This window comes from Enterobacter cloacae complex sp. P2B (genome assembly GCF_014895985.1).
Taxonomy (GTDB): Bacteria; Pseudomonadota; Gammaproteobacteria; order Enterobacterales; family Enterobacteriaceae; genus Enterobacter; species Enterobacter bugandensis.
The window spans coordinates 64,452-91,111 of record NZ_JADBQQ010000022.1 but is presented as its reverse complement, the minus strand read 5'-3'; the positions used below and the strand labels follow the sequence as shown (position 1 = coordinate 91,111).

At 55.7% G+C, this 26,660-nt stretch carries 25 protein-coding genes; 13 read left to right on the top strand and 12 right to left on the bottom strand.

All coding sequences use genetic code 11. The features are described from left to right. Positions 1-33 precede the first annotated feature (33 nt). Positions 34-351 carry a heat shock protein HspQ gene (hspQ, locus tag IM313_RS18960; RefSeq protein ID WP_008499919.1) on the top strand — a complete coding sequence of 106 codons (318 nt, stop codon included), beginning with the start codon at positions 34-36 and terminating at the stop codon, positions 349-351. 37 nt (positions 352-388) lie between these two features. On the opposite strand, the gene IM313_RS18955 is transcribed toward hspQ, so the two are convergent. Then, the gene (locus IM313_RS18955; protein WP_028012609.1) at positions 389-802 is read right to left on the bottom strand and encodes a CoA-binding protein; all 414 of its coding nucleotides are present in this window, start codon (positions 800-802) and stop codon (positions 389-391) included. A 173-nt stretch (positions 803-975) separates the two neighbouring features. On the opposite strand from IM313_RS18955, the gene IM313_RS18950 reads away from it, so the two are divergent. Together IM313_RS18950 and mgsA are read left to right on the top strand one after the other, a co-directional pair. Then, complete coding sequence (locus IM313_RS18950) at positions 976-1,638, top strand: DUF2057 family protein (RefSeq protein ID WP_041910599.1); 663 nt, start codon at positions 976-978, stop codon at positions 1,636-1,638. Positions 1,639-1,718: 80 nt separating this feature from the next. Beyond that, positions 1,719-2,177 (top strand): methylglyoxal synthase, encoded by a 459-nt coding sequence (mgsA, locus tag IM313_RS18945; protein WP_041912035.1) that lies wholly within the window; start codon positions 1,719-1,721, stop codon positions 2,175-2,177. Between the two features lie 56 nt (positions 2,178-2,233). Here mgsA and helD read toward each other — a convergent pair whose 3' ends face one another. Then, complete coding sequence (helD, locus tag IM313_RS18940) at positions 2,234-4,288, bottom strand: DNA helicase IV (RefSeq protein ID WP_192970872.1); 2,055 nt, start codon at positions 4,286-4,288, stop codon at positions 2,234-2,236. Positions 4,289-4,411: 123 nt separating this feature from the next. On the opposite strand from helD, the gene IM313_RS18935 reads away from it, so the two are divergent. Together IM313_RS18935 and yccS are read left to right on the top strand one after the other, a co-directional pair. Beyond that, on the top strand, positions 4,412-4,858 hold the full coding sequence (locus IM313_RS18935) for a YccF domain-containing protein (RefSeq protein WP_041910601.1): 447 nt from the start codon (positions 4,412-4,414) through the stop codon (positions 4,856-4,858). A gap of 19 nt (positions 4,859-4,877) precedes the next feature. Then, the gene (yccS, locus tag IM313_RS18930; RefSeq protein ID WP_045261705.1) at positions 4,878-7,040 is read left to right on the top strand and encodes a YccS family putative transporter; all 2,163 of its coding nucleotides are present in this window, start codon (positions 4,878-4,880) and stop codon (positions 7,038-7,040) included. On the opposite strand, the gene IM313_RS18925 is transcribed toward yccS, so the two are convergent. Beyond that, positions 6,997-7,623, bottom strand: coding sequence for a TfoX/Sxy family DNA transformation protein (locus IM313_RS18925; RefSeq protein ID WP_048999389.1), 627 nt, complete (start codon positions 7,621-7,623; stop codon positions 6,997-6,999). The genes yccS and IM313_RS18925 overlap by 44 nt on opposite strands. Before the next feature lie 217 nt (positions 7,624-7,840). Here IM313_RS18925 and sulA point away from each other — a divergent pair, with 217 nt between their 5' ends. Together sulA and ompA are read left to right on the top strand one after the other, a co-directional pair. Next, entirely contained in the window at positions 7,841-8,350 is a 510-nt protein-coding gene (gene sulA, locus IM313_RS18920) for an SOS-induced cell division inhibitor SulA (RefSeq protein WP_028012602.1), read from the top strand. A 354-nt stretch (positions 8,351-8,704) separates the two neighbouring features. Further along, positions 8,705-9,760, top strand: a complete 1,056-nt coding sequence (gene ompA / locus IM313_RS18915) for a porin OmpA (RefSeq protein ID WP_108780329.1) — start codon at positions 8,705-8,707, stop codon at positions 9,758-9,760. Positions 9,761-9,823: 63 nt separating this feature from the next. Here ompA and matP read toward each other — a convergent pair whose 3' ends face one another. Further along, a complete protein-coding gene (gene matP / locus IM313_RS18910; protein ID WP_023332611.1) occupies positions 9,824-10,276 on the bottom strand; it encodes a macrodomain Ter protein MatP in 453 nt (150 codons plus the stop codon). A 185-nt stretch (positions 10,277-10,461) separates the two neighbouring features. Between matP and IM313_RS18905 the strand changes: the two genes are divergently transcribed. Further along, positions 10,462-12,222 carry a Lon protease family protein gene (locus tag IM313_RS18905; RefSeq protein ID WP_045261706.1) on the top strand — a complete coding sequence of 587 codons (1,761 nt, stop codon included), beginning with the start codon at positions 10,462-10,464 and terminating at the stop codon, positions 12,220-12,222. A gap of 68 nt (positions 12,223-12,290) precedes the next feature. After that, positions 12,291-12,809: a bifunctional 3-hydroxydecanoyl-ACP dehydratase/trans-2-decenoyl-ACP isomerase gene (fabA, locus tag IM313_RS18900; protein WP_000227926.1), complete on the top strand. Its 519-nt coding sequence runs from the start codon at positions 12,291-12,293 to the stop codon at positions 12,807-12,809. 71 nt (positions 12,810-12,880) lie between these two features. Here fabA and rmf read toward each other — a convergent pair whose 3' ends face one another. The 6 genes from rmf to rlmKL form a co-directional block, all read right to left on the bottom strand. Then, positions 12,881-13,048, bottom strand: coding sequence for a ribosome modulation factor (gene rmf, locus IM313_RS18895; RefSeq protein WP_013097261.1), 168 nt, complete (start codon positions 13,046-13,048; stop codon positions 12,881-12,883). A 256-nt stretch (positions 13,049-13,304) separates the two neighbouring features. Continuing rightward, the gene (pqiC, locus tag IM313_RS18890) at positions 13,305-13,871 is read right to left on the bottom strand and encodes a membrane integrity-associated transporter subunit PqiC (RefSeq protein WP_028012599.1); all 567 of its coding nucleotides are present in this window, start codon (positions 13,869-13,871) and stop codon (positions 13,305-13,307) included. Further along, positions 13,868-15,508 carry an intermembrane transport protein PqiB gene (gene pqiB, locus IM313_RS18885; RefSeq protein ID WP_028012598.1) on the bottom strand — a complete coding sequence of 547 codons (1,641 nt, stop codon included), beginning with the start codon at positions 15,506-15,508 and terminating at the stop codon, positions 13,868-13,870. The genes pqiC and pqiB overlap by 4 nt, the downstream gene beginning before the upstream one ends. Positions 15,509-15,512: 4 nt before the next feature. Continuing rightward, positions 15,513-16,766, bottom strand: a complete 1,254-nt coding sequence (gene pqiA / locus IM313_RS18880; RefSeq protein WP_028012597.1) for a membrane integrity-associated transporter subunit PqiA — start codon at positions 16,764-16,766, stop codon at positions 15,513-15,515. Between the two features lie 12 nt (positions 16,767-16,778). Continuing rightward, entirely contained in the window at positions 16,779-18,686 is a 1,908-nt protein-coding gene (locus IM313_RS18875) for an ABC transporter ATP-binding protein (protein WP_192970871.1), read from the bottom strand. 12 nt (positions 18,687-18,698) lie between these two features. Continuing rightward, positions 18,699-20,807: a bifunctional 23S rRNA (guanine(2069)-N(7))-methyltransferase RlmK/23S rRNA (guanine(2445)-N(2))-methyltransferase RlmL gene (gene rlmKL, locus IM313_RS18870; RefSeq protein ID WP_028012595.1), complete on the bottom strand. Its 2,109-nt coding sequence runs from the start codon at positions 20,805-20,807 to the stop codon at positions 18,699-18,701. A 98-nt stretch (positions 20,808-20,905) separates the two neighbouring features. On the opposite strand from rlmKL, the gene IM313_RS18865 reads away from it, so the two are divergent. Next, complete coding sequence (locus IM313_RS18865; RefSeq protein ID WP_192970870.1) at positions 20,906-22,015, top strand: YcbX family protein; 1,110 nt, start codon at positions 20,906-20,908, stop codon at positions 22,013-22,015. On the opposite strand, the gene zapC is transcribed toward IM313_RS18865, so the two are convergent. Then, positions 22,012-22,554: a cell division protein ZapC gene (zapC, locus tag IM313_RS18860; RefSeq protein WP_028012593.1), complete on the bottom strand. Its 543-nt coding sequence runs from the start codon at positions 22,552-22,554 to the stop codon at positions 22,012-22,014. The genes IM313_RS18865 and zapC overlap by 4 nt on opposite strands. A gap of 165 nt (positions 22,555-22,719) precedes the next feature. Then, positions 22,720-23,730: a quinone-dependent dihydroorotate dehydrogenase gene (gene pyrD, locus IM313_RS18855; RefSeq protein WP_045261711.1), complete on the bottom strand. Its 1,011-nt coding sequence runs from the start codon at positions 23,728-23,730 to the stop codon at positions 22,720-22,722. Between the two features lie 249 nt (positions 23,731-23,979). On the opposite strand from pyrD, the gene ssuE reads away from it, so the two are divergent. Genes ssuE through ssuD form a run of 3 tightly spaced genes read left to right on the top strand, consistent with a single transcriptional unit; the run spans position 23,980 to position 26,652 of the window. Beyond that, positions 23,980-24,555: an NADPH-dependent FMN reductase gene (gene ssuE, locus IM313_RS18850; RefSeq protein WP_028012591.1), complete on the top strand. Its 576-nt coding sequence runs from the start codon at positions 23,980-23,982 to the stop codon at positions 24,553-24,555. Beyond that, positions 24,548-25,510 carry a sulfonate ABC transporter substrate-binding protein gene (locus IM313_RS18845; protein ID WP_048999384.1) on the top strand — a complete coding sequence of 321 codons (963 nt, stop codon included), beginning with the start codon at positions 24,548-24,550 and terminating at the stop codon, positions 25,508-25,510. The genes ssuE and IM313_RS18845 overlap by 8 nt, the downstream gene beginning before the upstream one ends. Beyond that, positions 25,507-26,652: an FMNH2-dependent alkanesulfonate monooxygenase gene (ssuD, locus tag IM313_RS18840; RefSeq protein WP_192970869.1), complete on the top strand. Its 1,146-nt coding sequence runs from the start codon at positions 25,507-25,509 to the stop codon at positions 26,650-26,652. The genes IM313_RS18845 and ssuD overlap by 4 nt, the downstream gene beginning before the upstream one ends. Positions 26,653-26,660: the final 8 nt, after the last annotated feature.

The window sequence follows — 26,660 nt, the reverse complement described above, 5'->3', positions numbered from 1 at the left end:
TAATGTGTAAGTCGTATTTCCCGGGAGGTGACTATGATTGCCAGCAAATTCGGTATCGGCCAGCAGGTCCGCCACACTTTGCTTGGGTATTTGGGTGTGGTCGTGGATATCGACCCGGAGTATTCCCTTGATGAACCGTCAGCGGACGAACTGGCGGTGAACGCAGAGCTTCGCGCTGCACCCTGGTACCATGTGGTGATGGAAGGTGACGACGGACAACCCGTACATACCTACCTTGCCGAAGCGCAGCTAAGTAGCGAGCTGCAGGAAGAGCATCCGGAACAACCCACGATGGATGAACTTGCTCAGACTATCCGCAAACAGTTACAGGCTCCGCGCCTGCGGAACTAAGCGTGTAAAAAAAGCCCGATGAACGGGCTTTTTTTTATTATTTCGCCAGCCCCAGACGGGGGATATCGATCGCCGGACAGCGATCCATAACCACCTTCAATCCCGCATCCCGCGCCAACACGGCAGCCTGCTCGTTAATCACGCCCAGCTGCATCCACAATGTTTTCGCCCCGACGGCAATCGCGTCCTGCGCCACTTCCCACGCCGCCTCGGAATTACGGAAGACATCGACCATATCAATTTTTTCCGGCACGTCAGCGAGCGTGGCATAACCCTGCTGGCCCAGTAAGGTTTTCCCCGCCACTTTTGGTGAGACCGGGATGACGTGATAGCCCTGATCGAGAAGGTATTTCATCACCCGATAGCTGGGACGGTCGGGTTTATCGCTCGCGCCCACCAGCGCAATGGTACGCGTGGATGTCAGAATCTCGGCAATATCGTTCTCTTTCATGGTTTTTCTCCTGGCTTTTTTAAAAGTGTACGCCAAAGCGCACATCTCAACCATCCATCCCATACAGATGTATGAGGGCAAAACGGCAAAATATGTCTATATGTTAGTAAACGTGATTATCGAAAGATTTAGATACATTAATGCGGCGACAGTATCTCTGACGGGAGCCTTCTATGAAAACCGGTTTTGCCACTGCTCTGATTGCGTTAGCGATGCCGGTTTGCGTTTTTGCCACCACGCTTCGGCTCTCTGGCGACATTGATCTTCTGGTTCTGGATGGGAAAAAGGTTTCCAGCTCGTTATTGCGCGGGGCTGACAGCATTGAGTTAGATAACGGGCCACATCAGCTGGTGTTCCGGGTCGAAAAAGCGATCGGCCTGACTAACCATGAGCAGCGGATGTACATCTCTCCGCCGCTGATTGTCAGCTTTAATACCCGGCAAATCAGCCAGGTGAACATTACCCTGCCTCGCCTTGAAACGGAGAAGGAATCAGCGGCCTTCGACGCCTCGCCGCGCGTTGAGCTGCTGGACGGGAATGCAATGCCGATCCCGGTCAAGCTGGATATTCTGGCGTTGACCAGCGCCACAAAAAGCCCGGACTACGAGGCCGCAACGCAGGTCTATAACAAAGCCGGCAAACGCGCCTCCCTTCCGCAGTTTGCTACCATGATGGCGGACGACAGTACGCTGCTATCCGGCGTCTCGGAACTGGACGTCATTCCACCGCAGTCCCAGAGCCTGACGGAACAGCGCCTTAAATTCTGGTTCCAGCAAGCCGATCCCGACACGCGGGCCCGTTTTTTACAGTGGGCAAAGCAACAACCTTCATCTTAAGCCACATTTTTTACGCCTTTCTCTTGCAGCGTCAGACGGTTCCCGTCATCGTGTAGTCAGTTAACCTGATGGATATGATTATGGAACTGACAACACGCACGCTGCCTGAACGCAAACACATTGCGCTGGTGGCGCACGATCACTGTAAACAAATGCTGCTTAACTGGGTTCGCCGCCATCAGCCGCTGCTGGAAAAGCATGCCCTCTCGGCGACCGGCACTACCGGTAACCTGATCCAGCGCGAAACGGGTCTGGAGGTGAATGCGATGCTGAGCGGCCCGATGGGCGGCGATCAGCAGGTCGGGGCGCAGATTTCCGAAGGGAAAATTGATGTGCTGATCTTCTTCTGGGATCCGCTGAATGCGGTTCCGCACGATCCGGATGTCAAAGCGCTGCTGCGTCTGGCAACGGTGTGGAATATTCCGGTGGCGACGAACCTGTCAACGGCGGATTTCATCATTGAATCACCGCAGTTTAACTCGCCGGTTGAGATCCTTATTCCGGACTATCAGCGCTATCTTTCCGAGAGACTGAAGTAGCTTTTTTGCCGGGTGGCGGCTACGTCTACCCGGCCTGGAAATCTTGCCTGACGCCGTTATGGCTTCCGCGCCACCGGCACATCAATACTCTTCAGAATATCGACAAACACGGATGGCTCCTCTTTATTGAACAGCAGCCACACGCGATGACGCGCGCGGGTCATGGCCACGTACAGCAAACGCCGTTCTTCGGCATCCGGGAAGTCTTCCGGCACCGGCAGCAGGGCCTCTTCCATGACCGACTCGCGGGCCGGAGCCGGGAATCCGTCGCTGCCCTCCTTCAGCCCCACCACAATCACATAATCGGCCTGCTGCCCTTTGCTGGCGTGAATGGTCATAAATTCAAGCTGCAGTTTCGGCCAGCGGGTAGCGGCTTTTTCCAGCGCAGCAGGCTTAAGGTGATGATAACGCGCCAGCACCAGGATACGTTCATCGGGTTTCGCATAGCCGCTGAGCTTGTCCAGCAGCGGCTCCAGCTGGTCATCCGCCAGCAGGGTGACCGCTTTTTTATCCCCTGCCCGCAGGCTGTTTAGCGGCTTGGCCAGCTGGTGCGGGTTCTGCTGGATAAAGCGGTTGGCGATCTCACCAATCCGTGAATTGAAGCGGTAGGTCGTGTCCAGATCGCTACGGTCGCCTTCGCCAAAATAGTGGTGGAAGGCGGTCGTCAGCGAGAGCTGCGCCCCGCTGAAACGGTAGATGGCCTGCCAGTCGTCCCCCACCGCGAACAGCGAGGTATGTTTATTTTGCGCCCGCAGCGCCGAGAGCAGTGCCGCACGCTGGGGTGAGATATCCTGGAACTCATCCACCAGAATATGCTTCCACGGGCTGACAAAGCGCCCCTTCTCCAGAATGACGATCGCCTGATGGATAAGACCGGAGAAATCAACGGCATTTTCCTCTTTCAGCGCGGTTTTCCAGGCTTTCAATAGCGGAGCCATCAGCTTGACCCGTTTTGAAAACAGATCGCGGATCGCCTCCGGCGCGCTTTCAATCATCTCTGCCTGCGAGCCGCCGTGCATCCGCATCAGGCTGACCCAGCGGTCAAGACGCGAGCCGAGCCGACGCGCCAGTTTTTCATCCTGCCAGAAGCTGCCCTCCGGCACCTCCCAGTTGAGTTCCTCTTCCAGCCATTGACGCCACCCTTTCGCCTGCGCCTTTTTCTCACTGCACTGCTGACGCCACGTTTTAATAAACAACGCCTGTCGCGCCTGCGCGTCGTTTTCCAGTTTACTGATGGCAGGCACTTTTTTACTGCCCTGCTGAATGATATGCAGCGCGAGGGCATGGAAGGTTCTGGCGGTAATATCCCGGGTGTGCAGCCGTTCCTGGATGCGTTCGTCCATCTCCTGTGCCGCCTTACGGCCAAAAGCCAGAAGCAGGATCTGATCGGCAACGGCCTCTCCGGTGGTGAGAAGCCAGCCCGCACGCGCCACCAGCACCGACGTTTTACCGCTTCCGGCCCCCGCCAGCACCAGCAGCGACTGCTCGCCGTTCACCACCGCGCGCGCCTGAGCAGGGTTGAGCGGTGAAGACTCCACCGTACTGAAAAAGTCGGCGTATTGGGTGAGCATGGCGTCCGTCCAGGCCTGGTTATGCGCCAGCCGGCTTTTATCCATATCGTTCAGCCAGGCCTGGCACTGATGCCAGGCATCGCGACAATTGTCGAACTCATCAAGACGCGTCACGGAGAGAGGCAGCGCCGAAAGTGCCTGTCGAATCTTTTGCTGCAGACCGGCGGTCTGCTGGCGCGTCAGCCACGTTTGCTGCGCGTTGCTTTGCGCGATATCGTCCAGCACCTGCTGCAGCACCTGAGCGGCAATCACGCTCATGTCGTGGCTCCACTGCTGCCAAAGCGCGTTCAAATGATGGTGGAAACGCTGGGTTTCCGCCCACTCGGTGCCGTGAAGGCGCACGACTTTGTCGTCAGGCAGAACGAACTCGAGCTCGCCCCACACCAGCCCGCGCTTGCAGTGAATAGCCAGAAGCTGATTAAACGGAATAAGGTATTCGTGGCGTTCTCCGGAGACTTTCACCCCGGCGTTGAGCAGAACAACTCTGTCATAGGGGTGTTGCGCCAGGCGTTTGCCTAAAGAAGTTGCTTTCAGTTCCATGTCCCGCAAAATCCACGAAGAGATAATTTACCTGACAGTTTAACTGCCAGTTTTAAGGTGCTCCAGCCTAAAAAAACGTTACAATCATTGGGCGTTAATTTTATCGAAAGGAAGTGAGGGTTTATGCGTACCGTTCTGAATGTGTTGAATTTTGTGCTGGGCGGTTTTGCCACCACCCTTTCCTGGCTTTTTGCCACGCTGGTGAGCATCGTCCTGATTTTCACGCTTCCCCTGACCCGTTCCTGCTGGGAAATCACGAAACTGTCGTTCATCCCCTACGGTAACGAAGCTATCCACGTTAACGAGCTGAACCCGGAGAGCAAGAGCGCCCTGATGAATACGGGGGGAACGTTGCTGAACATTCTGTGGTTGATTTTCTTCGGCTGGTGGCTGTGCATCATGCATATTTTTGCCGGTATTGCGCAGTGCATCTCAATAATTGGTATTCCGGTCGGGCTCGCGAACTTTAAGATCGCCGCCATCGCCCTTTGGCCCGTCGGGCGCAGGGTGGTTCCGGTCGAAGTGGCTCAGGCGGCGCGTGAAGCGAACGCACGTCGTCGTTTTCAGTAAATAAGGTCTGGCCGCGTTTATGCTAAGTCCACTGCTTCGCCGTTATACCTGGAACAGCGCCTGGCTCTACAACGTCAGGATATTTATCGCGCTTTGCGGCACGGCTGCCCTACCGTGGTGGCTGAATGATGTCAAGCTCACCATCCCCCTCACGCTGGGGGTGGTGGCCGGAGCGCTGGCGGATCTGGACGATCGCCTGGCCGGGCGTTTGCGGAATCTGGTCATTACGCTCGTCTGTTTTTTTATCGCCTCCGCGTCCGTTGAGTTACTTTTCCCCTGGCCGTGGCTGTTTGCCCTTGGCCTTACACTCTCCACCAGCGGGTTTATTTTGCTGGGCGGTCTGGGGCAGCGCTATGCCACTATCGCCTTTGGGGCCCTGCTGATCGCCATCTACACCATGCTGGGCGTTTCCCTGTACGACCAGTGGTATCAGCAGCCTGTGCTGCTGCTGTTGGGCGCCATCTGGTATAACCTGCTGACGTTAACCGGCCACCTAATCTTCCCGGTTCGTCCTCTGCAGGATAACCTTGCCCGCAGCTATGAGCAGCTAGCCCATTATCTGGAACTGAAATCCCGGCTGTTCGACCCGGATATTGAGGAAGAAAGCCAGGCGCCGCTTTACGATCTGGCGCTGGCAAACGGCCAGCTGGTCGCCACCCTTAACCAGACGAAAGCCTCGCTGCTTACCCGTCTGCGCGGGGATCGCGGCCAGCGCGGCACGCGCAGAACCTTGCACTACTATTTTGCCGCTCAGGACATTCATGAGCGCGCCAGCTCCTCACACGTTCAGTATGCCGCCCTGCGCGAGAAGTTCCGCTACAGCGACGTCATGTTCCGCTTTCAGCGCCTGCTGTCCATGCAGTCACAGGCATGCCAGCAGCTCGCGCGCTCCATTCTTTTGCGCACGCCCTATCAGCACGACTCCCGCTTCGAACGCGTGTTTAGCCATCTTGATGCGGCGCTCGACCGCGTGCAGGCCAGCGGAACGTCACCGGAACAGATCAAAGCGCTGGGTTTTCTGCTCAACAACCTGCGGGCGATTGATGCTCAGTTGGCGACGATTGAGTCCGAGCAGGCGATGGCACTGCCGGGCAGCGAGATGGATAACCAGCTTGCAGATGACAGCGTGCACAGCGTGAGCGATATGTGGCTAAGGCTGAGCCGCAACTTCACGCCGGAGTCGGCGCTGTTTCGTCACGCGGTGCGAATGTCCCTGGTCTTATGCGTGGGGTATGCTTTTATCCAGATAACCGGTTTGCACCACGGCTACTGGATCCTGCTGACCAGCCTGTTTGTCTGTCAGCCGAACTATAACGCCACCCGACACCGCCTGGCATTGCGTATTATCGGCACCCTGGTCGGCGTCGCCATTGGCCTTCCGGTGCTTTATTTCGTGCCGTCCATTGAAGGACAGCTGATCCTGATCGTGATCACCGGCGTGCTGTTCTTCGCGTTTCGCAACGTGCAGTACGCCCATGCCACAATGTTCATCACGCTGCTGGTTCTGCTCTGCTTTAACCTGCTGGGTGAAGGGTTCGAGGTCGCCCTGCCCCGCGTACTCGATACCCTGATTGGCTGCGCTATCGCCTGGGCCGCCGTCAGCTTTATCTGGCCGGACTGGCGTTTCCGTAATCTACCGCGCGTGTTAGACAGGGCTATGAACGCCAACTGCCGATACCTGGATGCCATCCTTGAGCAGTATCATCAGGGCCGCGATAACCGCCTGGCTTACCGGATAGCGCGCCGCGATGCGCACAACAGCGATGCGGAACTGGCCTCGGTGGTCTCTAACATGTCAACGGAGCCTCGCGCCACGGCCGAGATTCGTGAGACGGCTTTCCGGCTGCTCTGCCTGAACCATACCTTCACTAGCTATATTTCCACGCTGGGCGCCCACCGCGAAAAACTCACCAACCCGGGCATCCTCAACCTGCTGGATGACGCAGTCTGTTATGTCGATGATGCACTGCATCACCGGCCAGCCGATGAACCGCGCGTGAGACAGGCGCTGGATGAACTTACCCAACGTATTGCGCATCTTGAGCCTGGAAACGACAGCAAAGCGCCCCTGGTGTTACAGCAGATTGGCCTGCTCATCGCCCTGCTGCCAGAAATTTGCCGGCTGCAACAGCAAATCGCTACCTGGAGGAGTGATTCTCCTGTGGCTCAGGCAGCGCATTAAACCACTCCGTCAACTCCCGGCGAATGCCGGCCGGGAGTGCCGCCTCATGCAGCCCCTCGATCGCCCCTTCCAGCGCGAATAGCACTTTGATACTCAGCGCTTTATTTTTCGCCCGCATCTTCAGCCAGCTCTCCCTTGCGCCAAGCGCCCGCAGCGTTTCTTCGTTGGTGATGCCCGCTTCAACGAGCAACACTTCCAGCTGAAAGGTCAGGTTTGGCAGGTCCTTAAGTCGATTGCGCTGATGCCGCTGGTAACGCTCTTTTCTTGCCGCATTAAGTGCGAAAGTGGAGAGCTGAAGCAGACGCTCCCTGTCCTGCCATAGCCCGTCATCCACCCGGTAATAGTTGAGAAGCACCGGACGGCCCCGCTTCATCAGGGTCAAAAAAGACGCGGCATTTTTCACACAGTATTTCGCACTTTCTTCACAGGCACGGAGGTAGAGCTCACCTTCTGACACCATGGCAAAAACCGCATCATCCACTGCCAGGGTATAGCCGCCGAACAGCGCGCGATGATGAATTTCACCCAGTGGTGACAGGTATTCCTGGGATTTATAAATCCGTTCATAAGATATCTTTTTCATGATATATCCCTTCAAAATCATAAAGTAACAACGAAATTTCTTACTAGCGGATCCGTTAGCAGGAAAATAGGCAACTTAGCGTCGTTGAGCAAGATGATTTTTCGAAGGGCATCAACATTGAATGAATTTTGCGAGTCGCTTTCCGAAAATGAGGTTGATCTTTATGCATACAGGGGTTACTGTATATCCATACAGTAACTACAGGGCTGGAATGAATATGTACACTTCAGGCTATGCAAATCGCTCAACTTCTCTCTCCTCTACCGCGGGCACTGTCGCGCAGAACACCGTTGGGGGTGCTTCGACGGGGCTTATTAGTGAAGTGGTTTACCGTGAAGACCAGCCTCTGTTGACCCAACTCCTGCTGCTTCCGTTATTACAGCAGCTTGGTCAGCAATCACGCTGGCAGCTCTGGCTGACGCCGCAGCAAAAACTGAGCCGCCAATGGGTGCAGTCTGCGGGCCTGCCGCTGGCAAAGGTTATGCAGATCAACCAGCTTTCTCCCTGCGATACCGTCGAATCGATGATTCGTGCGTTACGCACTGGAAATTACAGCGTGGTGATCGGGTGGTTACCGGAAGAATTGACGGAAGAGGAACATTTTCGTCTGACCGAAGCGGCTGAAGAAGGGAATGCGATCGGGTTTATCATGCGCCCGGTTCGTCCAGATTCTTATCGCAAAGGACAACTTTCTGGGCTAAAAATTCACTCAAATTTGTATCATTGAGTGAAATTAAGATTTTTCCTGGAATTTTTTTTGACCGCAGGATGCGGTTTTAGTTCCCGGCTTCAAAATTGCGGCAAGGCTTGTCTGGTGCGGTTCTCCTTAATTTTATTGCACAAAATTCGTTCTAAAAATGTTAAATAATAGGTATACGGAACTTTTTTTTTCATATGCCTGACAGACTTCACACTTGTAAGTTTTCAGCTACGTTGTAGACTTTACATCGCCAGGGGTGCTCGGCCTAAGCCGAAGATATCGGTAGATTTATATTTGACCACGCCCCCCGGTGAAGGATTTAACCGTGATTCTCTCTTGAGACCTTCATGGCGAATTTTGGATGATAACGAGGCGCAAAAAATGAAAAAGACAGCTATCGCGATTGCAGTGGCACTGGCTGGCTTCGCTACCGTAGCGCAGGCCGCTCCGAAAGATAATACCTGGTATGCAGGTGGTAAACTGGGCTGGTCTCAGTTCCATGACACTGGCTGGTACAACAGCAGCCTGAACAACGATGGCCCTACTCACGAGAGCCAGCTTGGTGCAGGTGCGTTCGGTGGCTATCAGGTTAACCCGTATGTTGGCTTTGAAATGGGTTACGACTGGTTAGGTCGTATGCCATACAAAGGCGACACCATCAATGGCGCTTTCAAAGCTCAGGGCGTTCAGCTGACCGCTAAACTGGGTTACCCAGTAACTGACGATCTGGACGTGTACACCCGTCTGGGCGGCATGGTATGGCGTGCAGACTCCAGCAACAACATCGCTGGCGACGACCATGACACTGGCGTTTCCCCAGTATTCGCTGGTGGCGTTGAGTGGGCTATGACCCGTGACATCGCTACCCGTCTGGAATACCAGTGGGTTAACAACATCGGTGACGGTGCTACCGTTGGCGTTCGTCCAGACAACGGCATGCTGAGCGTAGGTGTTTCCTACCGTTTCGGCCAGCAGGAAGATGCAGCACCAGTTGTTGCTCCAGCGCCGGCTCCAGCTCCAGAAGTACAGACCAAGCACTTCACTCTGAAGTCTGACGTTCTGTTCAACTTCAACAAAGCGACTCTGAAACCAGAAGGTCAGCAGGCACTGGATCAGCTGTACACCCAGCTGAGCAACCTGGATCCTAAAGACGGTTCTGTAGTGGTTCTGGGCTTCACCGACCGCATCGGTTCTGACGCTTACAACCAGAAACTGTCTGAGAAACGTGCTCAGTCTGTTGTTGATTACCTGATCTCTAAAGGTATCCCAGCTAACAAGATCTCCCCACGTGGTATGGGCGAATCTAACCCAGTTACTGGCAACACCTGTGACAACGTTAAAGCTCGCGCTGCACTGATCGACTGCCTGGCACCAGATCGTCGCGTAGAGATCGAAGTTAAAGGCGTTAAAGACGTTGTAACTCAGCCAGCGGCATAAGTTATCGTCTTATAAAAAAACCCCGCCATGCGGGGTTTTTTATTGTCTGAAGAAAACAAAAATCTATTTTTTGCCCAACAACGCCTGAAGGTCATTTTTCAGCGACGACATCTGGTTGGCGTACTTCTCTTTATGTTCGGCATCCTCAATCAGCTGCACGATAGTTTCCGACAGGGTCTTACCACGCCGTTGTGCCAGCCCGGCCAGACGCTGCCAGACCACGAACTCCAGGTCGATGGATTTTTTCCGGGTATGCTGATGCTCAGCATTAAAATGCCGTTTACGTCGCGCGCGGATAGTTTGCTTCATCCGATTTAACAACGCAGGATTAATGTGCTTCTCAATCCAGCCATTGACCTGTACCGGTTCATTTTCGAGGGTCAGCAAAATATCCACGGCTTCTTGCGCAGCGCTGGCTTCTATGTAGCAGGTGATCAGCTCCCCTTCACGGTGCTTTTTGACCAGGTACTTCCATTTCCAGCCGCTTTCGAGATTTTCCAGTTGTTGATATTTCATTGCGATCTCAGTGTTACCACGTAACTCTGTTCAGAATATCAGTTTTTTAGCAATCTGCTGAAAAGAAATCATATCCTGTGAGTGACTGCAGCCAATCCGCCTGCTGAAACACCAATCCTGCTTGGGTAGAGCCCCCCGCTTACGGTATACTCCACGCTTTTACATCTGACTAAAAAACATCAACTTTGACCATTACGAAACTAGCATGGCGTGACCTTGTTCCGGATGCCGAGAGCTATCAGGAACTGTTTGCACAGCCCGATCTCGCAAAAGAACACGAATTCATCCTTAGCGATACGCAACCACGCTTACATTATGCGCTGGAGCAGACGTTAAGCCCGTGGGCGACATCGCCCTTCATGCTGCTGAAAGCCCCGGAAGAAGCGGAATATCTGTCGCTGCTTGGGGATGCCACGCGCCAGCTGCGGCCAGACACCACCGCGGTATTTGGCGGCCAGTATCGTATCGCGGGGCATAATATTACCTTCGGACCGGCGGACCAGGCCGACGGTCGTTTTGCTGCTAACGGCGAGGTAATTACCGCTAATTGGGTCGAGGCTGAACAGCTGTTTGGCTGTCTGCGCCAGTTTAACGGCGAGCTTTCCCTGCAGCCGGGGCTGGTGCATCGTGCAAACGGCGGCGTACTCATCATCTCTCTGCGCACTTTGCTCTCGCAGCCGCTACTGTGGATGCGTCTGAAAACAGTTGTGACCCAACAGCGCTTTGACTGGGTCGGTTACGACGAGTCTCGTCCTCTTCCTGTCTCCGTGCCGTCAATGCCGCTGTCGCTGACCGTCGTGCTGATGGGTGACCGCGAATCGCTGGCGGACTTCCAGGAGATGGAGCCGGAACTGGCCGAACAGGCAGTATACAGCGAATACGAAGACAACATTCAGATTGCCGATGCGGACGACATGGCGCAGTGGTGTCAGTGGGTGATGGCCGTGGCGGAACGTTTTGCATTGCCAGCGCCTGCCGCCGACGCGTGGCCGGGTTTAATCCGCGAAGCCGTTCGCTATACCGGTGACCAGGAAACCTTGCCGCTCTGCCCGCTCTGGATCGGCAAGCAGTTGCGTGAAGTCGGTACGATCAGCGGTAACGGTGCGTTTACTGGCGAACAGCTCACGCAGATGCTGGCGCAGCGAGAGTGGCGCGAAGGCTATCTTGCTGACCGCATGCAGGATGAAATTCTGCTGGAACAAATTCTGGTCGAGACAGAAGGCGAACGCGTTGGGCAGATCAACGCCCTCTCAGTGATCGAGTTTCCTGGCCATCCGCGCGCGTTCGGTGAACCCTCGCGAATCAGCTGCGTTGTGCATATTGGCGACGGCGAGTTTACCGATATTGAACGCAAGGCCGAACTGGGCGGCAACATTCACGCCAAAGGCATGATGATCATGCAGGCATTTTTGATGTCTGAGCTGCAGCTTGAGCAGCAAATCCCCTTCTCCGCCTCGCTGACGTTTGAGCAGTCCTACAGCGAAGTGGATGGCGATAGTGCCTCAATGGCGGAGCTGTGCGCCTTAATCAGCGCCCTGGCGGACGTGCCGATCAACCAGAACATTGCTATTACCGGTTCGGTCGATCAATTTGGTCGTGCTCAGCCCGTTGGCGGTCTGAACGAAAAAATTGAAGGCTTCTTCTCTGTCTGTCAGCAGCGCGGTTTAAACGGCAAACAGGGTGTGATTATTCCGGCGCCCAACGTACGCCATCTCAGCCTGTGCCAGGATATTCTGGACGCGGTTGAACAGGAACAATTCGCCATCTGGGCCATCGAAGGGATTGAGGATGCACTACCCTTACTGACAAACCTGGTTTGGGATGGCGAAGGTCAGACAACTTTGATGCAGACTATCCAGGAGCGCATTGCTCAGGCGACGCAGCAGGATGCTCGCCATCGTTATCCATGGCCGTTACGCTGGCTGGGCTGGTTCAGTTCGAACTGATCGGACTTGTTCAGCGTACACGTGTTAGCTATCCTGCGTCCTTCACTAAAATAAGGCTTACTGAGAACATGGTAGATAAACGCGAATCCTATACAAAAGAAGATCTTCTTGCCTCTGGTCGCGGAGAACTGTTTGGCGCGAAAGGCCCACAGTTACCGGCCCCGAACATGCTGATGATGGACCGTGTCGTGAAAATGACCGAAACCGGCGGCAACTTCGATAAGGGTTACGTAGAAGCAGAACTCGATATCAACCCGGACCTGTGGTTCTTCGGTTGCCACTTTATTGGCGATCCGGTAATGCCTGGCTGCCTGGGCCTGGATGCCATGTGGCAGCTGGTTGGCTTCTATCTGGGCTGGCTGGGTGGTGAAGGTAAAGGCCGCGCGCTGGGCGTGGGCGAAGTGAAATTCACTGGTCAGGTTCTGCCTACGGCGAAGAAAGTCACCTATCGTATTCACTTCAAGCGCATCGTTAACCGTCGCCTGATTATGGGCCTGGCGGATGGCGAAGTGCTGGTAGACGGTCGTCTGATCTATACCGCGAACGACCTGAAAGTGGGTCTGTTCCAGGACACTTCCGCGTTCTGATATCGCTTTAAGCGACCCCGGAAAGGCGAAACCTCCGCAGTGCGGAGGTTTCTTTTTTTAAAGAGACGTTATCAGGCTATAAGTGCCCTGTCGCCGATGGCTTCTCGCCAGCCTCCAAGCCATTGTGACCTTTGATTTATCGTCTGATAAGGACACATTTCTTTCGAACGTCCAGCGATGCCGGCCTGATAACCACGTTGATGAGCCCGTTCCAGGCGATCTCGTTTCTGTCTCTTCATGCCTCGTTTCCCTCATTCTTTTGTCTGGTGGAAAGAAAACAGTGTCCGCGCCAGATGCGCAGGCACAGATAACGAATACCCCGAATTAGTCCCAGCGTCAATCTTCAAAATTCATACGGGTGTCATATTTGTGAGCTAGCTGGAAGATCATTTGTACAAAAATTGAGACCCGGCACAAGTAACAACCTGACGCAAAAACGAAAAAAAAACCGCAATCAGCACCAGGCCGATTGCGGTTTTTGACGATGAATTTTACTTATGGCAGCCGGGAAATTTCCCTGGCGATACTGGCTGACTCCTGCGCCCAACCCTGAGCCAGCACTTTCACCATTTCATCATAGCCATCCTTCTGCTGCTTCAGCTCCAGATGGAAAGGACGCTTAATCAGCTGTCCCTGATGATTCAACAGCCACTCGCCGCTGATGACAACGGCACCGTCATAACGGCCGTGGAAGCCCGTTACCGTGACGTTCAGCGTGTCCTGATCGCTTCCCAAAGGCTGGGAGGCAACAACCCAGCCCGGAAGCTGGCTGCCCAGATTCGCCACCAGCGTATTGCGTAACTGCTGGTCCAGCGGGCTGGCCCACAGGTTGTTGTTGGCGATAACGTACTGTACATCGCTGGTCTGATAGACCACCCCGTTGCCGGCCAGGTAATCCGGCACGGCGACCTGCTCAACCCACAGCAGACGGTTGCCCTGCGAGGCGGAACTTTGCGTAACCGCCTGCGTCACCAGAGGCAGCTGGTAGTAGCTTTTCGTTTCGCTCCCGGAGCTGCAGGCCGTGAGTACCATCGCTCCTGCAATCGCTAGCCATTTTTTCATTGTTTCGCCCTCTTCGGCTCAGGATCCTTTTTATCTTTCGCTTCGAACACCAGCGCGTTGCTCTTCTCGTTGAGCGTTTTCAGAACCGGCTGCAGTTCACGCAAGACCTGATCGAGACGCTGCATATCTGCCACCATCTTGTTGTACGCCGCCGAGCCAGGCTGGAAGCCCTGCATACTGCGATTCAGCTCGCGCAGCGTTTTCTGCATATCCTGCGGCAGCTGCTGCATACTCTGGTTTGCAGTAATCTTGTTGATGTTATCCAGCGTGGTCTGCAGGCGCTGCATTGTCGCCTGGCTTTGATGTAACGAACCTGTCGCCGCCTCAATCATTGGGTTCAGAGGCAGATTGTTAATTTTATCCAGCGTTTCCATGAGACGCTGCTGGATCTGGGCCAGACCGCTGCTTACCGTTGGGATGATCTTGTAACCACCAAATTCACGCATACCGGTAATCGGCGGCGCTTTTGGATAGAAGTCCATATCGACATACAGTGCGCCGGTCACCAGGTTACCGGTTTTCAGCGAGCCGCGCAGACCGCGATTCATCAGGTCGGTGATGTGCTCGCCGATATCCTGATTCTCACCAATCTGGTTGATCAGGCGCTCAGGCTCAATGCGGATCAGCACCGGAATACGGTAATCATCATCAAGCATCTGCTTAAGGCCTGGAACAAAGTAAGGCACTTGTCCCACCGTCCCCAGACGAATACCGCGGAACTCAACGGGCGCCCCAGGCTGCAGGCCGCGAACAGAATCCTTAAAGAACATCAGGTAGTCGATGTGATCGGTATAGAGTGCATCCTGAATGCTTTTTTGATCGTCGAACAGGCGGAAAGCGGTGTTCTCCGCAACCGGCTGCCCCAGGTCCAGACCTTCGGGTACGTCAAAACTCACGCCGCCGCCAAACAGTGTTGTCAGCGAGCCCATTTCTACACGCATGCCCGCCGAGGTCAGATCCACCGCGATGCCGCTGTCTTTCCAGAAACGGACGTTGCTGGTAACCAGACGATCGTTAGGCGCATTGATGAACAGCTGATAGCTGATGGATCTTTTCTGAGGATCGAAGGTGCTCTTCTCCACCGAACCCACGCGATAGCCGCGGAAAAGTACCGGGTCGCCCGCCGTGAGCTGGCCCGCTTTTTTACTGTCGAGGATCACGCGGATACCTTTTGCATCAGGCGGTGCTAGCGGCGGTGAATCCAGAAGCTGGTACTGCGCCGGCTGGCTGCCTTTTGCACCCGGCTGCAGTTCGATGTAGGCACCTGAGAGCAGCGTTCCTAAGCCGCTGATCCCTTCACGTCCCACCTGCGGTTTAACCACCCAGAAAACAGAATCGCCGTGCAGGAGTTTTTCCATGCCGGCATTAAGACGCGCCTTAATCTCCACATGGGTTAAATCGTCGGTCAGGGTTGCGCTTTCCACCACGCCCACATCCACGCTGCGGCTTTTGATGGTCGTTTTACCGCCCTCAATTCCTTCGGCATTGGTGGTAATCAGCGTCACTTCCGGTCCCTGATGGCTGTAGTGATAAAACAGGATCCATGCACCGATCAGCGCGGTCACGATGGGGAAAATCCACACCGGCGACCAGTTTTTGACCTTCTGCACTTTCGCCTCTCCACTCTTATTTTCCATGCTCTTACTCTTCCTCATGGCTTGATTCAGGCTCACGATCCCACGATAAACGAGGGTCGAAGGTCATGGCCGCAAACATGGTCATAATCACCACCAGTGCAAACATTAAAGCCCCCATCGCGGGATAAATACTCATCAAACCGCCCATCCGCACCAGCGCAGAGAGAACGGCAATCACAAACACGTCGATCATTGACCAACGACCGACAAATTCGACCACTTCGTAAATCAGATGCATGCGTTCGCTGTCGCGTTTTCCGTGGCCTTTTGCATCCCAACAGAGCCAGGCAATGGCGATCATTTTTAAAGTGGGCACCATGATACTGGCGATGAAAATCACGCCGGCGACAGGATAGGATCCTTCGCTCCACAGCAGTATGACCCCGGCGAGGATCGTCGAGGGCATTTTATCGCCGAGCAAATCGGTGATCATAATCGGCAGAATATTAGCGGGCAGATACAGCATGACGGACGTGACCAGCAGTGCCATCGTCCACTGCAGGCTATTTTTACGGCGAACATGGCCCTTCGTTTCGCAGCGCGGACAAACCTCAAGATCGGCGGGCAGCACGGCGGTACAGCACGGACAAGAACGGAGCCCCTGGCGGATACCCGGCACGCCGACCTTCACCGTCTGCGCGAGCGTCGGTGCCGGGGCGATATCGTCCCAGGCCCAGCGCCTGTCCACGCACTGGAAAGCACGCAGCTGCAGGACACAGTACAGACACCAGGGAATAAAACTGCTGCCTATCCCCACGTCGCCGTACGCCATCAGCTTCACGAAACTGACCAGTATCCCTGCGAGAAAGATCTCGGCCATCCCCCAGCTTTTGAGCTGAAAAAGGATGCGCGCGAGCCGGATTTTCAGCGATGACGGCATCCTGACGCGGTTAACCAGCAGCAGGATGACGACCAGGCAAAACGCCGGGACTATCTGGACGAATAGCAGAAAAAAGGTGCCGAGGCTGGCGTAATCTTCCGAGAACATCACGCCCGGGATTTCAAGCAGATCCACCTGGCTTGTCATCCCGCCCACCTTCATATAGACGAAGGGGAAGAGATTGGAGAGCAGCAGCATGAACAGTGCTGCCAGCGCGTAAGCGGTGGGACGCTGCCGCGGCGCGTCCCACTCGGTTGTCAACGTCGCGCCACAGCGTGGACACTGGGCTTTATGTCCGTGACCAAGCTCTGGCAACGCCACGAGCATATCGCATTGCGAGCATAATATATGCCTGTCGGCATGGTGCTGGTCACACATATTTAATCCCTGTTATGCGCCGTTTTTCAGAGACTCAAGGTACTCCCAGCGCTCAAATGCTTCTTCCAGGGCTTTTTCAGCCGCGGACATTTCAGCCAGTACTTTCTGAGTATAGTCATGCGATTGGGTAAAGAATGAGGCATCAGCAACCTGCGCTTGCAGCTCCTCAAGCGCGGCCTCCAGCTCTTCAAGACGCTGAGGTAGCCCCTCCAGTTCGCGCTGCAGGTTATAGCTTAGTTTAGCCGAGGTTTTCTTGACAGTTTCTGCTTTTGTTACAGCAGGTTCAGAACTTGTTCTGGACTTCGACTGTTTCTGCGCCAGAGACTGCGACTGCTGCCCTTTTGCGTCGTGATAACCGCCCACGTACTGGCCAATTCGCCCTTCACCTTCGAAGATCCAGCACTCGGTCACGGTGTTATCCACGAACTGACGATCGTGGCTAACCAGCATCACGGTTCCCTGATAACCATCGATCAGCTCTTCGAGTAATTCCAGCGTTTCGACATCCAAATCGTTCGTCGGTTCATCGAGGATCAACAGATTACTTGGCTTCAGGAACAGACGGGCCAGCAGAAGACGGTTACGCTCCCCGCCGGACAGCGCGCGCACCGGTGTCATAGCGCGTTTCGGGTGGAACAGGAAGTCCTGCAGGTAGCCCAGGACGTGACGTGGCTTACCGTTCACCATCACTTCCTGTTTACCTTCGGCGAGGTTGTCCATCACCGTGCGGTCCGGATCCAGTTCCGCGCGGTGCTGATCGAAGTAGGCCACTTCCAGCTTGGTGCCACAGTGAATGCGACCGCTGTCGGCCTGCAGCTGGCCCAGCATCAGCTTCAGCAGCGTGGTTTTGCCGCAGCCGTTCGGGCCGATGAGCGCAATTTTGTCCCCGCGCTGAACCTGCGCAGAGAAATCTTTCACCAGCACCTTGCCGTCAACCTGGTAGTTAACGTTTTCCATTTCGAAGACAATCTTGCCGGAGCGGGACGCCTCTTCCACCTGCATTTTGGCGCTGCCCATGACTTCGCGGCGCTCGCTGCGCTCGCGACGCATCGCCTTCAGGGCACGCACGCGGCCTTCGTTACGGGTACGGCGGGCTTTGATGCCCTGGCGGATCCAGACCTCCTCCTGCGCCAGCTTGCGGTCGAACTCGGCGTTCTGCAGCTCTTCCACGCGCAGATTTTCTTCTTTCTCCAGCAGATAGGTGTCGTAATCTCCGGGATAGGTGACCAGCTTGCCGCGGTCGAGATCGACAATGCGCGTCGCCATATTGCGAATAAACGAACGGTCGTGCGAGATGAAGATGATGGTGCCGCTGAAGGTTTTCAGGAACCCTTCCAGCCAGTCAATCGCTTCGATGTCCAGGTGGTTGGTTGGTTCGTCCAGCAGCAGTACCTTAGGGCCGCTGACCAGCGCGCGCCCCAGCGCCGCTTTACGCAGCCAGCCGCCGGAGAGCGCCGACAGCTCCATGTCGGGTTCCAGCCCGAGCTGCGCCAGCACCTCGTTAATGCGGTTTTCCAGCTGCCACAAACCGTGGTGATCGAGCATCTCCTGCACTTTCGCCAGTTCGTTGAGATTCTTGTCGCTCGGGTCGTTCATCACCAGATGCGAAATCTCGTGATAGCGCTTCAGGTACTCCGCCTGCTCGGAGATGCCTTCCGCCACGAAATCGTACACGCTGCCGGTCACATGACGCGGCGGATCCTGCTGGAGGCGGGAGACGATCAGATCCTGCTCGTATACGATGCGGCCGTCATCCAGCCCCTGCTCGCGGTTGAGGATTTTCATCAGCGTGGATTTACCCGCGCCGTTACGGCCCACCAGACAGACGCGCTCGTTATCTTCGATATGCAGCTCTGCATTATCGAGAAGCGGTGAGTCGCTGAAAGAGAGCCACGCGCCGTGCATACTAATTAATGACATTTATTTTTCCTTTCAGACCGCGGTAATCAACCAGCAGTTATGAATTTGACGGTTACGGGCGAAGTCCTGAGACAGCGTTTTTTGACTGATTTCTTGTGCTTTCAGTCCCAGGGCTGCCAGGCCGTCATGATCCATACGGAAGCCGCGTTTGTTGTTCGAGAACATAATGGTGCCGCCTTTGCGCAGCAGGCGCTTCAGGTCGGTCATCAGGCGCAGGTGATCGCGTTGAACGTCAAAGCTATCCTCCATGCGCTTGGAGTTAGAGAAGGTCGGCGGATCGATAAAGATCAGGTCGAACTGCTCGTCGGTATCGCGCAGCCAGCCCAGCACGTCGGCCTGCATCAGGCGATGCTGACGTCCGGTTAAGCCGTTCAGACGCAGGTTACGCTCGGCCCACTCCAGATAGGTGCGGGACATATCCACCGTGGTAGTGCTGCGCGCGCCGCCGAGACCGGCATGCACGCTGGCGCTACCGGTGTAGGAGAACAGGTTGAGGAAATCTTTGCCCTTGCTCATCTGGCCGAGCATGCGGCGGGCGATGCGGTGGTCGAGGAACAGGCCGGTATCAAGATAGTCGGTCAGGTTCACCCACAGGCGAGCGTTGTATTCGCCCACTTCGATAAAGTCGCCCTTTTCGCCCATCTTCTGGTACTGGTTTTTACCCTTCTGACGCTCGCGGGTTTTCAGCACCAGCTTGTTGGGCGCAATCCCCAGCACGGCAATGGTGGCCGCAATGACGTCCAGCATGCGCTGGCGCGCTTTTTGCGCATCAATGGTTTTCGGCGGCGCATATTCCTGAATCACCACCCAGTCCGCATAGCGGTCAACCGCCACGTTGTACTCCGGCAGGTCGGCGTCGTACAGGCGATAGCACTCGATCCCTTCCTGCTTCGCCCATTTTTCAAATTTCTTCAGGTTTTTGCGCAGGCGGTTGGCGTAATCCTCTGCCACGCCGGTTGGCTTGCTGTCCGCCGCTTTCTCTGCCAGATGATAGTTTTTCTGCACGCAGTCCAGCGGGCCGTTTTTCGCTTTAAACTGGCGATCGGCACGCAGCTGCAGGCAGCTCAGCAGCTCCGGCGAGGCGCTGAACAGAGACAGGTTCCAGCCGCCGAAGTAGTCCTTCATATTGCGGCCCAGCAGGCTGTGCAGGGCAATCAGCGCAGGCTCGCTGTCCAGACGCTCGCCGTATGGCGGGTTGCTGATTACGGTCCCGTACGGGCCCTTCGGCAGCGGGTTGGTCAGGTTCGCCACGTCTTTCACCTCGAAGGTGACCAGCTCGCCGATACCGGCGCGACGGGCGTTGCTGCGCGCGCGTTCAATTACGCGCGGGTCGCTATCCGAACCGTAGAAGTGAGAAGTATACTCCGCCAGGCCCTTACGCGCGCGGGTCTGCGCGTCGTCTTTAACCTCTTTCCAGAGCGCTTCGTCGTGCTGCGCCCAGCCTTTGAAGCCCCAGTGGCCGCGGTGCAGCCCCGGCGCACGGTCGGTTGCCAGCATTGCGGCCTCAATCAGCAGCGTACCGGAGCCACACATTGGGTCAAGCAGCGGCGTGCCCGGCTGCCAGCCGGAGCGCATCACGATGGCGGCGGCCAGGGTTTCTTTGATCGGCGCCATACCGGTGCGATCGCGGTAGCCGCGCAGGTGCAGACCCGCGCCGCTCAGATCGAGGGAGATGCTCGCCGTGTCGCCGTTCAGCCAGACGTTGATACGCAGATCCGGGTTTTCGCGATCGACGTTCGGACGTTCCTTATTTTTACGCGTGAAGCAATCCACAATGGCGTCTTTTACGCGCAGGGCGCCGTACTGGCTGTTGCGGATCTCGTCGTTCACGCCGTTGAAATGCACCGCGAAGGTGGCGTTAGGCGTGAAGATCTCTGTCCAGTCGATCATCTGTACGCCGGTGTAGAGATCCAGGTCGCTATAGACCTTGCATTCCTTCATCGGCAGCATGATGCGCGACGCCAGACGGCTCCACATCAGGCTCTGGTAAATAAGCCGCGTGTCGCCCTCAAAATGGACACCACCCTGAACCACCTGGCACTCTTGCGCGCCCAGGGCTTCCAGTTCAGTTTTTAACAGCTCTTCCAGCCCACGGGCCGTACTGGCAAACAGAGAATTCATATCGTCACTTTTACTCTTAGAAAATTGTCGCGCATTATAGCTAATATGGCGTGTATGTCATAAAGTTGAAGGCTTATTTTCATTCGAGGGAGTGTGCAGTGGCGACGTTATCCAGGCTTTTTATTCATCCGGTGAAATCCATGCGCGGCATCGGCGTCACTCACGCGCTGGCAGACATGAGCGGGTTCGCCTTCGATCGTATTTTTATGGTCACCGAGCCTGACGGTACGTTTATCACCGCACGCCAGTTCCCTCAGATGGTTCGCTTTACCCCTTCCCCGCTTCACGACGGTTTGCACCTTACCGCGCCGGACGGTTCGAGCGCGGTGATTCGCTTTGCGGATTTTGCGGCTGTCGACGCGCCAACGGAAGTATGGGGCAACCATTTTACCGCGCGCATCGCGCCGGATGAAATTAACCGCTGGCTGAGCGGCTTCTTCTCCCGCGACGTGCAGCTGCGGTGGGTTGGGCCGGAACTGACGCGTCGCGTAAAGCGCCACGACGCCGTTCCCCTCTCCTTCGCGGATGGCTTCCCGTTCCTGCTCACCAACGAAGCGTCTCTGCGTGATTTACAGAATCGCTGTAAAGCCAGCGTACAGATGGAACAGTTCCGCCCGAATCTGGTCGTGACCGGAGCGGACGCCTGGGATGAAGACACCTGGAAAGTCATCCGCATTGGCAGCGTCATCTTTGATGTCGTCAAACCCTGCAGCCGCTGCATTTTCACCACGATAAGTCCTGAGAAAGGCCAGAAGCATCCTTCTGGCGAGCCGCTGAAAACGCTGCAATCGTTCCGTACCGCGCAGGACAACGGCGATGTCGATTTCGGCCAGAACCTGATCCCGCGATCCAGCGGCGCAATCCGCGTAGGCGATGAGGTTGAAATTCTCGCCCGCGGGCCGGCGCGAGTGTACGGCTCAGGCCAGGAAGAAGAAATGGTCGAGGTTGAGACGAATGTCGCCACTGGGGTGGATATTCACTGGCAGGGCAAGGTTATTCGTGGCAACAATCAGCAGGTTTTACTGGAGCAGCTGGAGCAAGCCGGTATTCGCGTACCGTATTCCTGCCGCGCGGGAATTTGCGGATGCTGCCGCATCAAGCTGCTGGAGGGAGAAGTGAGTGCGCTGAAAAAATCTGCAATTGGAAATGACGGCACAATCCTGTGCTGTAGCTGCGTACCGAAAACGTCGGTACAACTGGAAGCTTAAACCGCTTGTTCGAGGCTGAAGGCATCGACGCGCAGCTGTGGCTTCAGCCTGTCATTCATGACTTTGATCGCATCACCTAACTGCATTACGCGCCCGGCAATCGTCACGCCGGGCTGCGCCAGCAGACAGAGTGCGGCATTTTCGCCCGGCTCAACCACTAACAAACTCACCTCTTCGGCGGTATCGCTCAGGTTAACGCTGGCCGCATCGCCCGTTGCTGGCGTCCAGTCCATGCCGTGAGGCAGGAAATGCCAGCTTTTCGGCATTTGCGGTTTCAGGAAACGGATAGCCACCAGCGCATTTAATACCAGTTCGGCACGCTGCTCTTTAGAGAGCATCAGGTCGCGGCATTTTTCTTCAAAGGAGAAATAAAGCGCCGCATCGTCAACGCAAAAGCCCGATGGAGAAAACGCGTCCGGGGTTAACATTCGGCGGGCAAAACGAGAACGAAACAACATGCCATTGGCTAAATCGAGCATCATACGGTCATGCTCGTCGCAAAAATACCAGCGCCAGTTATCGTCAGGTTTAATTCGCATGTGTCTCTCCCGTCCCCAAACGTCCTGTACTAAAAATGTCCTGTTCGCCGCTTCGTTTATAACACTAGTAATAAAAGACGATAATGTCTAAATAAGCAACAGTGACGGAATATAAAACAACCAGGGCTGGAAATAAAGCCCTGGTTGTCTGATTAAGAAAAAAGATTAGATATGCGTAACGATTTCTTTAATCAAAGGCGGGCCTTTAAAAATAAAGCCGGAATAGATTTGCACCAGTGACGCACCGGCCGCCATCTTCTCGCGCGCAGCAATCACCGAGTCGATACCGCCGACGCCAATAATCGGTAAACGGCCTTTTAATTCCGCAGACAGCGCGCGAATAATTTCGGTACTTTTTAATTGTACCGGACGGCCACTTAACCCACCCGCTTCGTCACAGTTTTTCATTCCCTGAACGAGCGAACGATCGAGCGTGGTATTCGTTGCAATCACCCCGTCAATATTATGGCGAACCAAACTGTCGGCAACCTGGATCAATTCTTCGACAGAAAGATCCGGCGCGATCTTCACCGCGACCGGAACATATTTATGGTGGATCGCCTGGAGTTCATTTTGTTTATTTTTAATGGCACTCAGAAGATCGTCCAGCGCTTCGCCATATTGTAAGGAGCGCAGCCCCGGGGTATTGGGTGAGGAAATATTCACCGCGATATACCCGGCATAGGCGTAGACTTTTTCCATACAAATCAGGTAGTCATCTTTACCCTGCTCAACCGGCGTATCTTTATTTTTGCCAATATTGATGCCTAACACCCCATCAAAATGGGCTTTCTTCACGTTCTCTACCAGATGATCAACGCCGAGGTTATTAAAGCCCATGCGGTTGATCAACCCTTCGGCTTCGACCAGGCGGAACAGGCGCGGCTTGTCATTTCCCGGCTGCGGGCGCGGCGTGACGGTACCAATTTCGATGGAGCCAAAGCCCATCGCGCCCAGGGCATCAATGCACTCGCCATTTTTGTCCAGACCGGCCGCCAGACCCAGCGGATTTTTAAAGGTCAGCCCCATGCACTGCACAGGCTTTTCCGGCACGTTTTGACGCACCAGGGCCGCCAGAGGCGTTCCTGTAATACGACGTAATTGCTGGAATGTAAATTCATGAGCGCGCTCGGGGTCGAGCTGGAAAAGGGCTTTACGAACGAAGGGGTAGTACATGAACTCTCCTGGATTCCCGGTGTGCAAACCGGGAGGGGATTATGGGCGATCCCGTCACGAAAGGGAATTGACCTGCGGCAAAAAAATCGGCGTAAAACGCAATCGTTTACCTCCCACTCTCTTTCTTATGCAGTTTTTCACAGTTTAATTGCGGATAAATCATTTAGTGGAATAACCGCGCGGTGTCACACTCCTGAAAATTGTTATGAATGTTAGACAAAAGCAAACAATTAGTTATAAGGAGGAAGTATGCGCGTCATTACCCTGGCCGGAAGTCCACGATTCCCTTCGCGTTCCAGCGCCCTGCTGGAATATGCCCGCGACAAGCTCAATGCCCTGGACGTGGAAGTGTGCCACTGGAATCTGCATAACTTCGAACCTGAAGATTTGCTGTATGCCCGCTTCGACAGCCCCGCGCTGAAAACCCTCACTGAGCAGCTCAAGGAAGCGGACGGCCTCATCGTTGCGACCCCGATTTATAAAGCCTCTTTTTCGGGCGCGCTGAAAACGCTGCTCGATCTTCTCCCCGAGCGCGCACTGGACGGCAAAGTGGTTCTGCCGCTGGCAACGGGCGGCACGGTGGCCCATTTACTGGCGGTGGATTACGCCCTGAAGCCGGTGCTGAACGCCCTGAAGGCGCAGGAGATCCTTCACGGCGTTTTCGCGGATGATTCGCAGGTCATTGACTACCAGCATAAGCCGCACTTCACGCCGAATCTGCAAACGCGCCTTGATGCCTCGCTGGAAACTTTCTGGCACGCGCTGCATCGCCGGGATATCCAGGTTCCTTCTTTTAATCCGCCGCAGGGAGTCGCACATGTTTAAAACCTTAATCCGCCTCGGACTGGCTGGCCTGATGGCGTTTACCGCGCTGGCACATGCCGCAGAAACCGCACCGGACAGTTTACGGATTGGCTACCAAAAAGGCAGCGTCAGTATGGTGCTGGCAAAAAGCCACCAGCTGCTGGAAAAACGCTTCCCGGACACCAAATTCTCATGGGTGGAGTTCCCGGCAGGGCCGCAGATGCTTGAAGCCCTGAACGTCGGCAGTATCGATCTGGGCAGTACGGGCGACATCCCGCCTATTTTCGCTCAGGCTGCCGGGGCAGACCTGGTATACGTCGGTGTAGAACCCGCTAAGCCGAAAGCCGAAGTCATCCTGGTACCTGAAAACAGTGACATTAAAAGCGTCTCCGACCTTAAAGGGCGCAAGGTCGCTTTCCAGAAAGGTTCAAGTTCGCACAACCTGCTGCTGCGCGCCTTACAGGAAGCCGGGCTCAAGTTCACCGACATTCAGCCCGTTTACCTGACGCCCGCTGACGCGCGCGCCGCGTTCCAGCAGAAGAACGTTGATGCCTGGGCTATCTGGGATCCGTACTACTCCGCGGCATTACTGCAGGGTGGCGTACGGGTGCTGAAAGACGGTACCACGCTGAAGCAAACCGGTTCGTTCTACCTCGCCTCACGCCCTTACGCCGAAAAAAACGGCGCGTTTATTCAGGGCGTACTGGATACCTTTACGCAGGCAGATGCCCTGACCCAGAGCCAGCGTCAGGCGAGCATCGCCCTGCTGGCAAAAACCATGGGCTTACCTGAGCCGGTGATCGCGAGCTACCTCAGCCACCGTCCGCCCACCACCATTGCGCCTGTCGACGCGCACGTCGCCGCGCTTCAGCAACAGACCGCTGACCTCTTCTATCAAAACCGCCTGGTACCAAAACAGGTCGATATTCGCGAACGCATCTGGCAGCCCGCTGGCAAAGAAGGAGCTAAATCATGAGTCTGAATCTTTTCTGGTTTTTACCCACCCACGGTGATGGACACTATCTTGGTACAGAAGAGGGTTCGCGCCCGGTTGACCATGGCTACCTGCAGCAGATTGCGCAGGCGGCGGACCGAATCGGCTTCACCGGGGTGCTGATCCCGACCGGACGCTCGTGCGAGGATGCCTGGCTGGTGGCCGCGTCGATGATCCCGGTAACCCAGCGCCTTAAATTCCTTGTTGCATTGCGCCCGAGCGTCGTTTCACCCACCGTGGCGGCGCGTCAGGCAGCAACGCTGGACAGGCTCTCCAACGGCCGCGCTCTGTTTAACCTGGTGACGGGCAGCGATCCGCAGGAGCTGGCGGGTGACGGCGTGTTCCTCGACCATACCGAGCGCTATGAAGCCTCCGCCGAATTTACCCGCGTCTGGCGACGCCTGCTGGAAGGCGAAACCGTCACCTTTGAAGGTAAGCATATTCACGTTCGCGACGCGAAGCTCTACTTCCCGCCGGTGCAGCAGCCGCGCCCTCCGCTCTATTTTGGCGGATCGTCGGATGTGGCCCAGGATCTGGCCGCCGAGCAGGTCGATCTCTATCTGACCTGGGGCGAGCCGCCCGAGCTGGTGAAAGAGAAAATTGCCCAGGTCCGCGCCAAAGCCGCCGCCCATGGCCGCAAGGTGCGCTTCGGGATTCGCCTGCACGTGATTGTGCGGGAAACCAATGAAGAAGCCTGGCAGGCGGCAGACCGTCTGATCTCCCATCTGGACGATGAGACCATTGCGAAGGCGCAGGCTGCGTTTGCCAAAACCGACTCCGTCGGGCAGCACCGCATGGCCTCTCTGCACAACGGTAAGCGCGAGAATCTGGAGATCAGCCCGAACCTGTGGGCGGGCGTGGGTCTGGTACGCGGCGGCGCGGGCACGGCGCTGGTCGGCGACGGGCCAACCGTGGCTGCACGTATTAATGAATACGCTGACCTGGGCATCGACAGCTTTATTCTCTCCGGCTATCCGCACCTGGAAGAGGCGTACAGGGTGGGCGAACTGCTGTTCCCGCACCTGGATGTCGCCATTCCGGAGGTTCCGCAGCCGCAGCGGCTCCAGCTTCAGGGCGAAGCCGTGGCGAACGAATTCATTCCCCGTAAAGCCGCACAGAGCTAAGGAGTGAC

What these genes read in the sequence shown, in the direction of transcription:
- zapC (WP_028012593.1), bottom strand. Translation starts at nt 22,554, where the DNA reads ATGCGAATTAAACCTGACGATAACTGGCGCTGGTATTTTTGCGACGAG.
- matP (WP_023332611.1), bottom strand. Translation starts at nt 10,276, where the DNA reads ATGAAATATCAACAACTGGAAAATCTCGAAAGCGGCTGGAAATGGAAG.
- IM313_RS18950 (WP_041910599.1), top strand. Translation starts at nt 976, where the DNA reads ATGAAAACCGGTTTTGCCACTGCTCTGATTGCGTTAGCGATGCCGGTT.
- pqiC (WP_028012599.1), bottom strand. Translation starts at nt 13,871, where the DNA reads ATGAAAAAATGGCTAGCGATTGCAGGAGCGATGGTACTCACGGCCTGC.
- hspQ (WP_008499919.1), top strand. Translation starts at nt 34, where the DNA reads ATGATTGCCAGCAAATTCGGTATCGGCCAGCAGGTCCGCCACACTTTG.
- IM313_RS18845 (WP_048999384.1), top strand. Translation starts at nt 24,548, where the DNA reads ATGTTTAAAACCTTAATCCGCCTCGGACTGGCTGGCCTGATGGCGTTT.
- ssuD (WP_192970869.1), top strand. Translation starts at nt 25,507, where the DNA reads ATGAGTCTGAATCTTTTCTGGTTTTTACCCACCCACGGTGATGGACAC.
- IM313_RS18925 (WP_048999389.1), bottom strand. Translation starts at nt 7,623, where the DNA reads ATGAAAAAGATATCTTATGAACGGATTTATAAATCCCAGGAATACCTG.
- rmf (WP_013097261.1), bottom strand. Translation starts at nt 13,048, where the DNA reads ATGAAGAGACAGAAACGAGATCGCCTGGAACGGGCTCATCAACGTGGT.
- IM313_RS18875 (WP_192970871.1), bottom strand. Translation starts at nt 18,686, where the DNA reads ATGTCATTAATTAGTATGCACGGCGCGTGGCTCTCTTTCAGCGACTCA.
- rlmKL (WP_028012595.1), bottom strand. Translation starts at nt 20,807, where the DNA reads ATGAATTCTCTGTTTGCCAGTACGGCCCGTGGGCTGGAAGAGCTGTTA.
- helD (WP_192970872.1), bottom strand. Translation starts at nt 4,288, where the DNA reads ATGGAACTGAAAGCAACTTCTTTAGGCAAACGCCTGGCGCAACACCCC.
- pqiA (WP_028012597.1), bottom strand. Translation starts at nt 16,766, where the DNA reads ATGTGTGACCAGCACCATGCCGACAGGCATATATTATGCTCGCAATGC.
- yccS (WP_045261705.1), top strand. Translation starts at nt 4,878, where the DNA reads ATGCTAAGTCCACTGCTTCGCCGTTATACCTGGAACAGCGCCTGGCTC.
- mgsA (WP_041912035.1), top strand. Translation starts at nt 1,719, where the DNA reads ATGGAACTGACAACACGCACGCTGCCTGAACGCAAACACATTGCGCTG.
- sulA (WP_028012602.1), top strand. Translation starts at nt 7,841, where the DNA reads ATGTACACTTCAGGCTATGCAAATCGCTCAACTTCTCTCTCCTCTACC.
- IM313_RS18935 (WP_041910601.1), top strand. Translation starts at nt 4,412, where the DNA reads ATGCGTACCGTTCTGAATGTGTTGAATTTTGTGCTGGGCGGTTTTGCC.
- ompA (WP_108780329.1), top strand. Translation starts at nt 8,705, where the DNA reads ATGAAAAAGACAGCTATCGCGATTGCAGTGGCACTGGCTGGCTTCGCT.
- IM313_RS18955 (WP_028012609.1), bottom strand. Translation starts at nt 802, where the DNA reads ATGAAAGAGAACGATATTGCCGAGATTCTGACATCCACGCGTACCATT.
- fabA (WP_000227926.1), top strand. Translation starts at nt 12,291, where the DNA reads ATGGTAGATAAACGCGAATCCTATACAAAAGAAGATCTTCTTGCCTCT.
- pqiB (WP_028012598.1), bottom strand. Translation starts at nt 15,508, where the DNA reads ATGGAAAATAAGAGTGGAGAGGCGAAAGTGCAGAAGGTCAAAAACTGG.
- ssuE (WP_028012591.1), top strand. Translation starts at nt 23,980, where the DNA reads ATGCGCGTCATTACCCTGGCCGGAAGTCCACGATTCCCTTCGCGTTCC.
- pyrD (WP_045261711.1), bottom strand. Translation starts at nt 23,730, where the DNA reads ATGTACTACCCCTTCGTTCGTAAAGCCCTTTTCCAGCTCGACCCCGAG.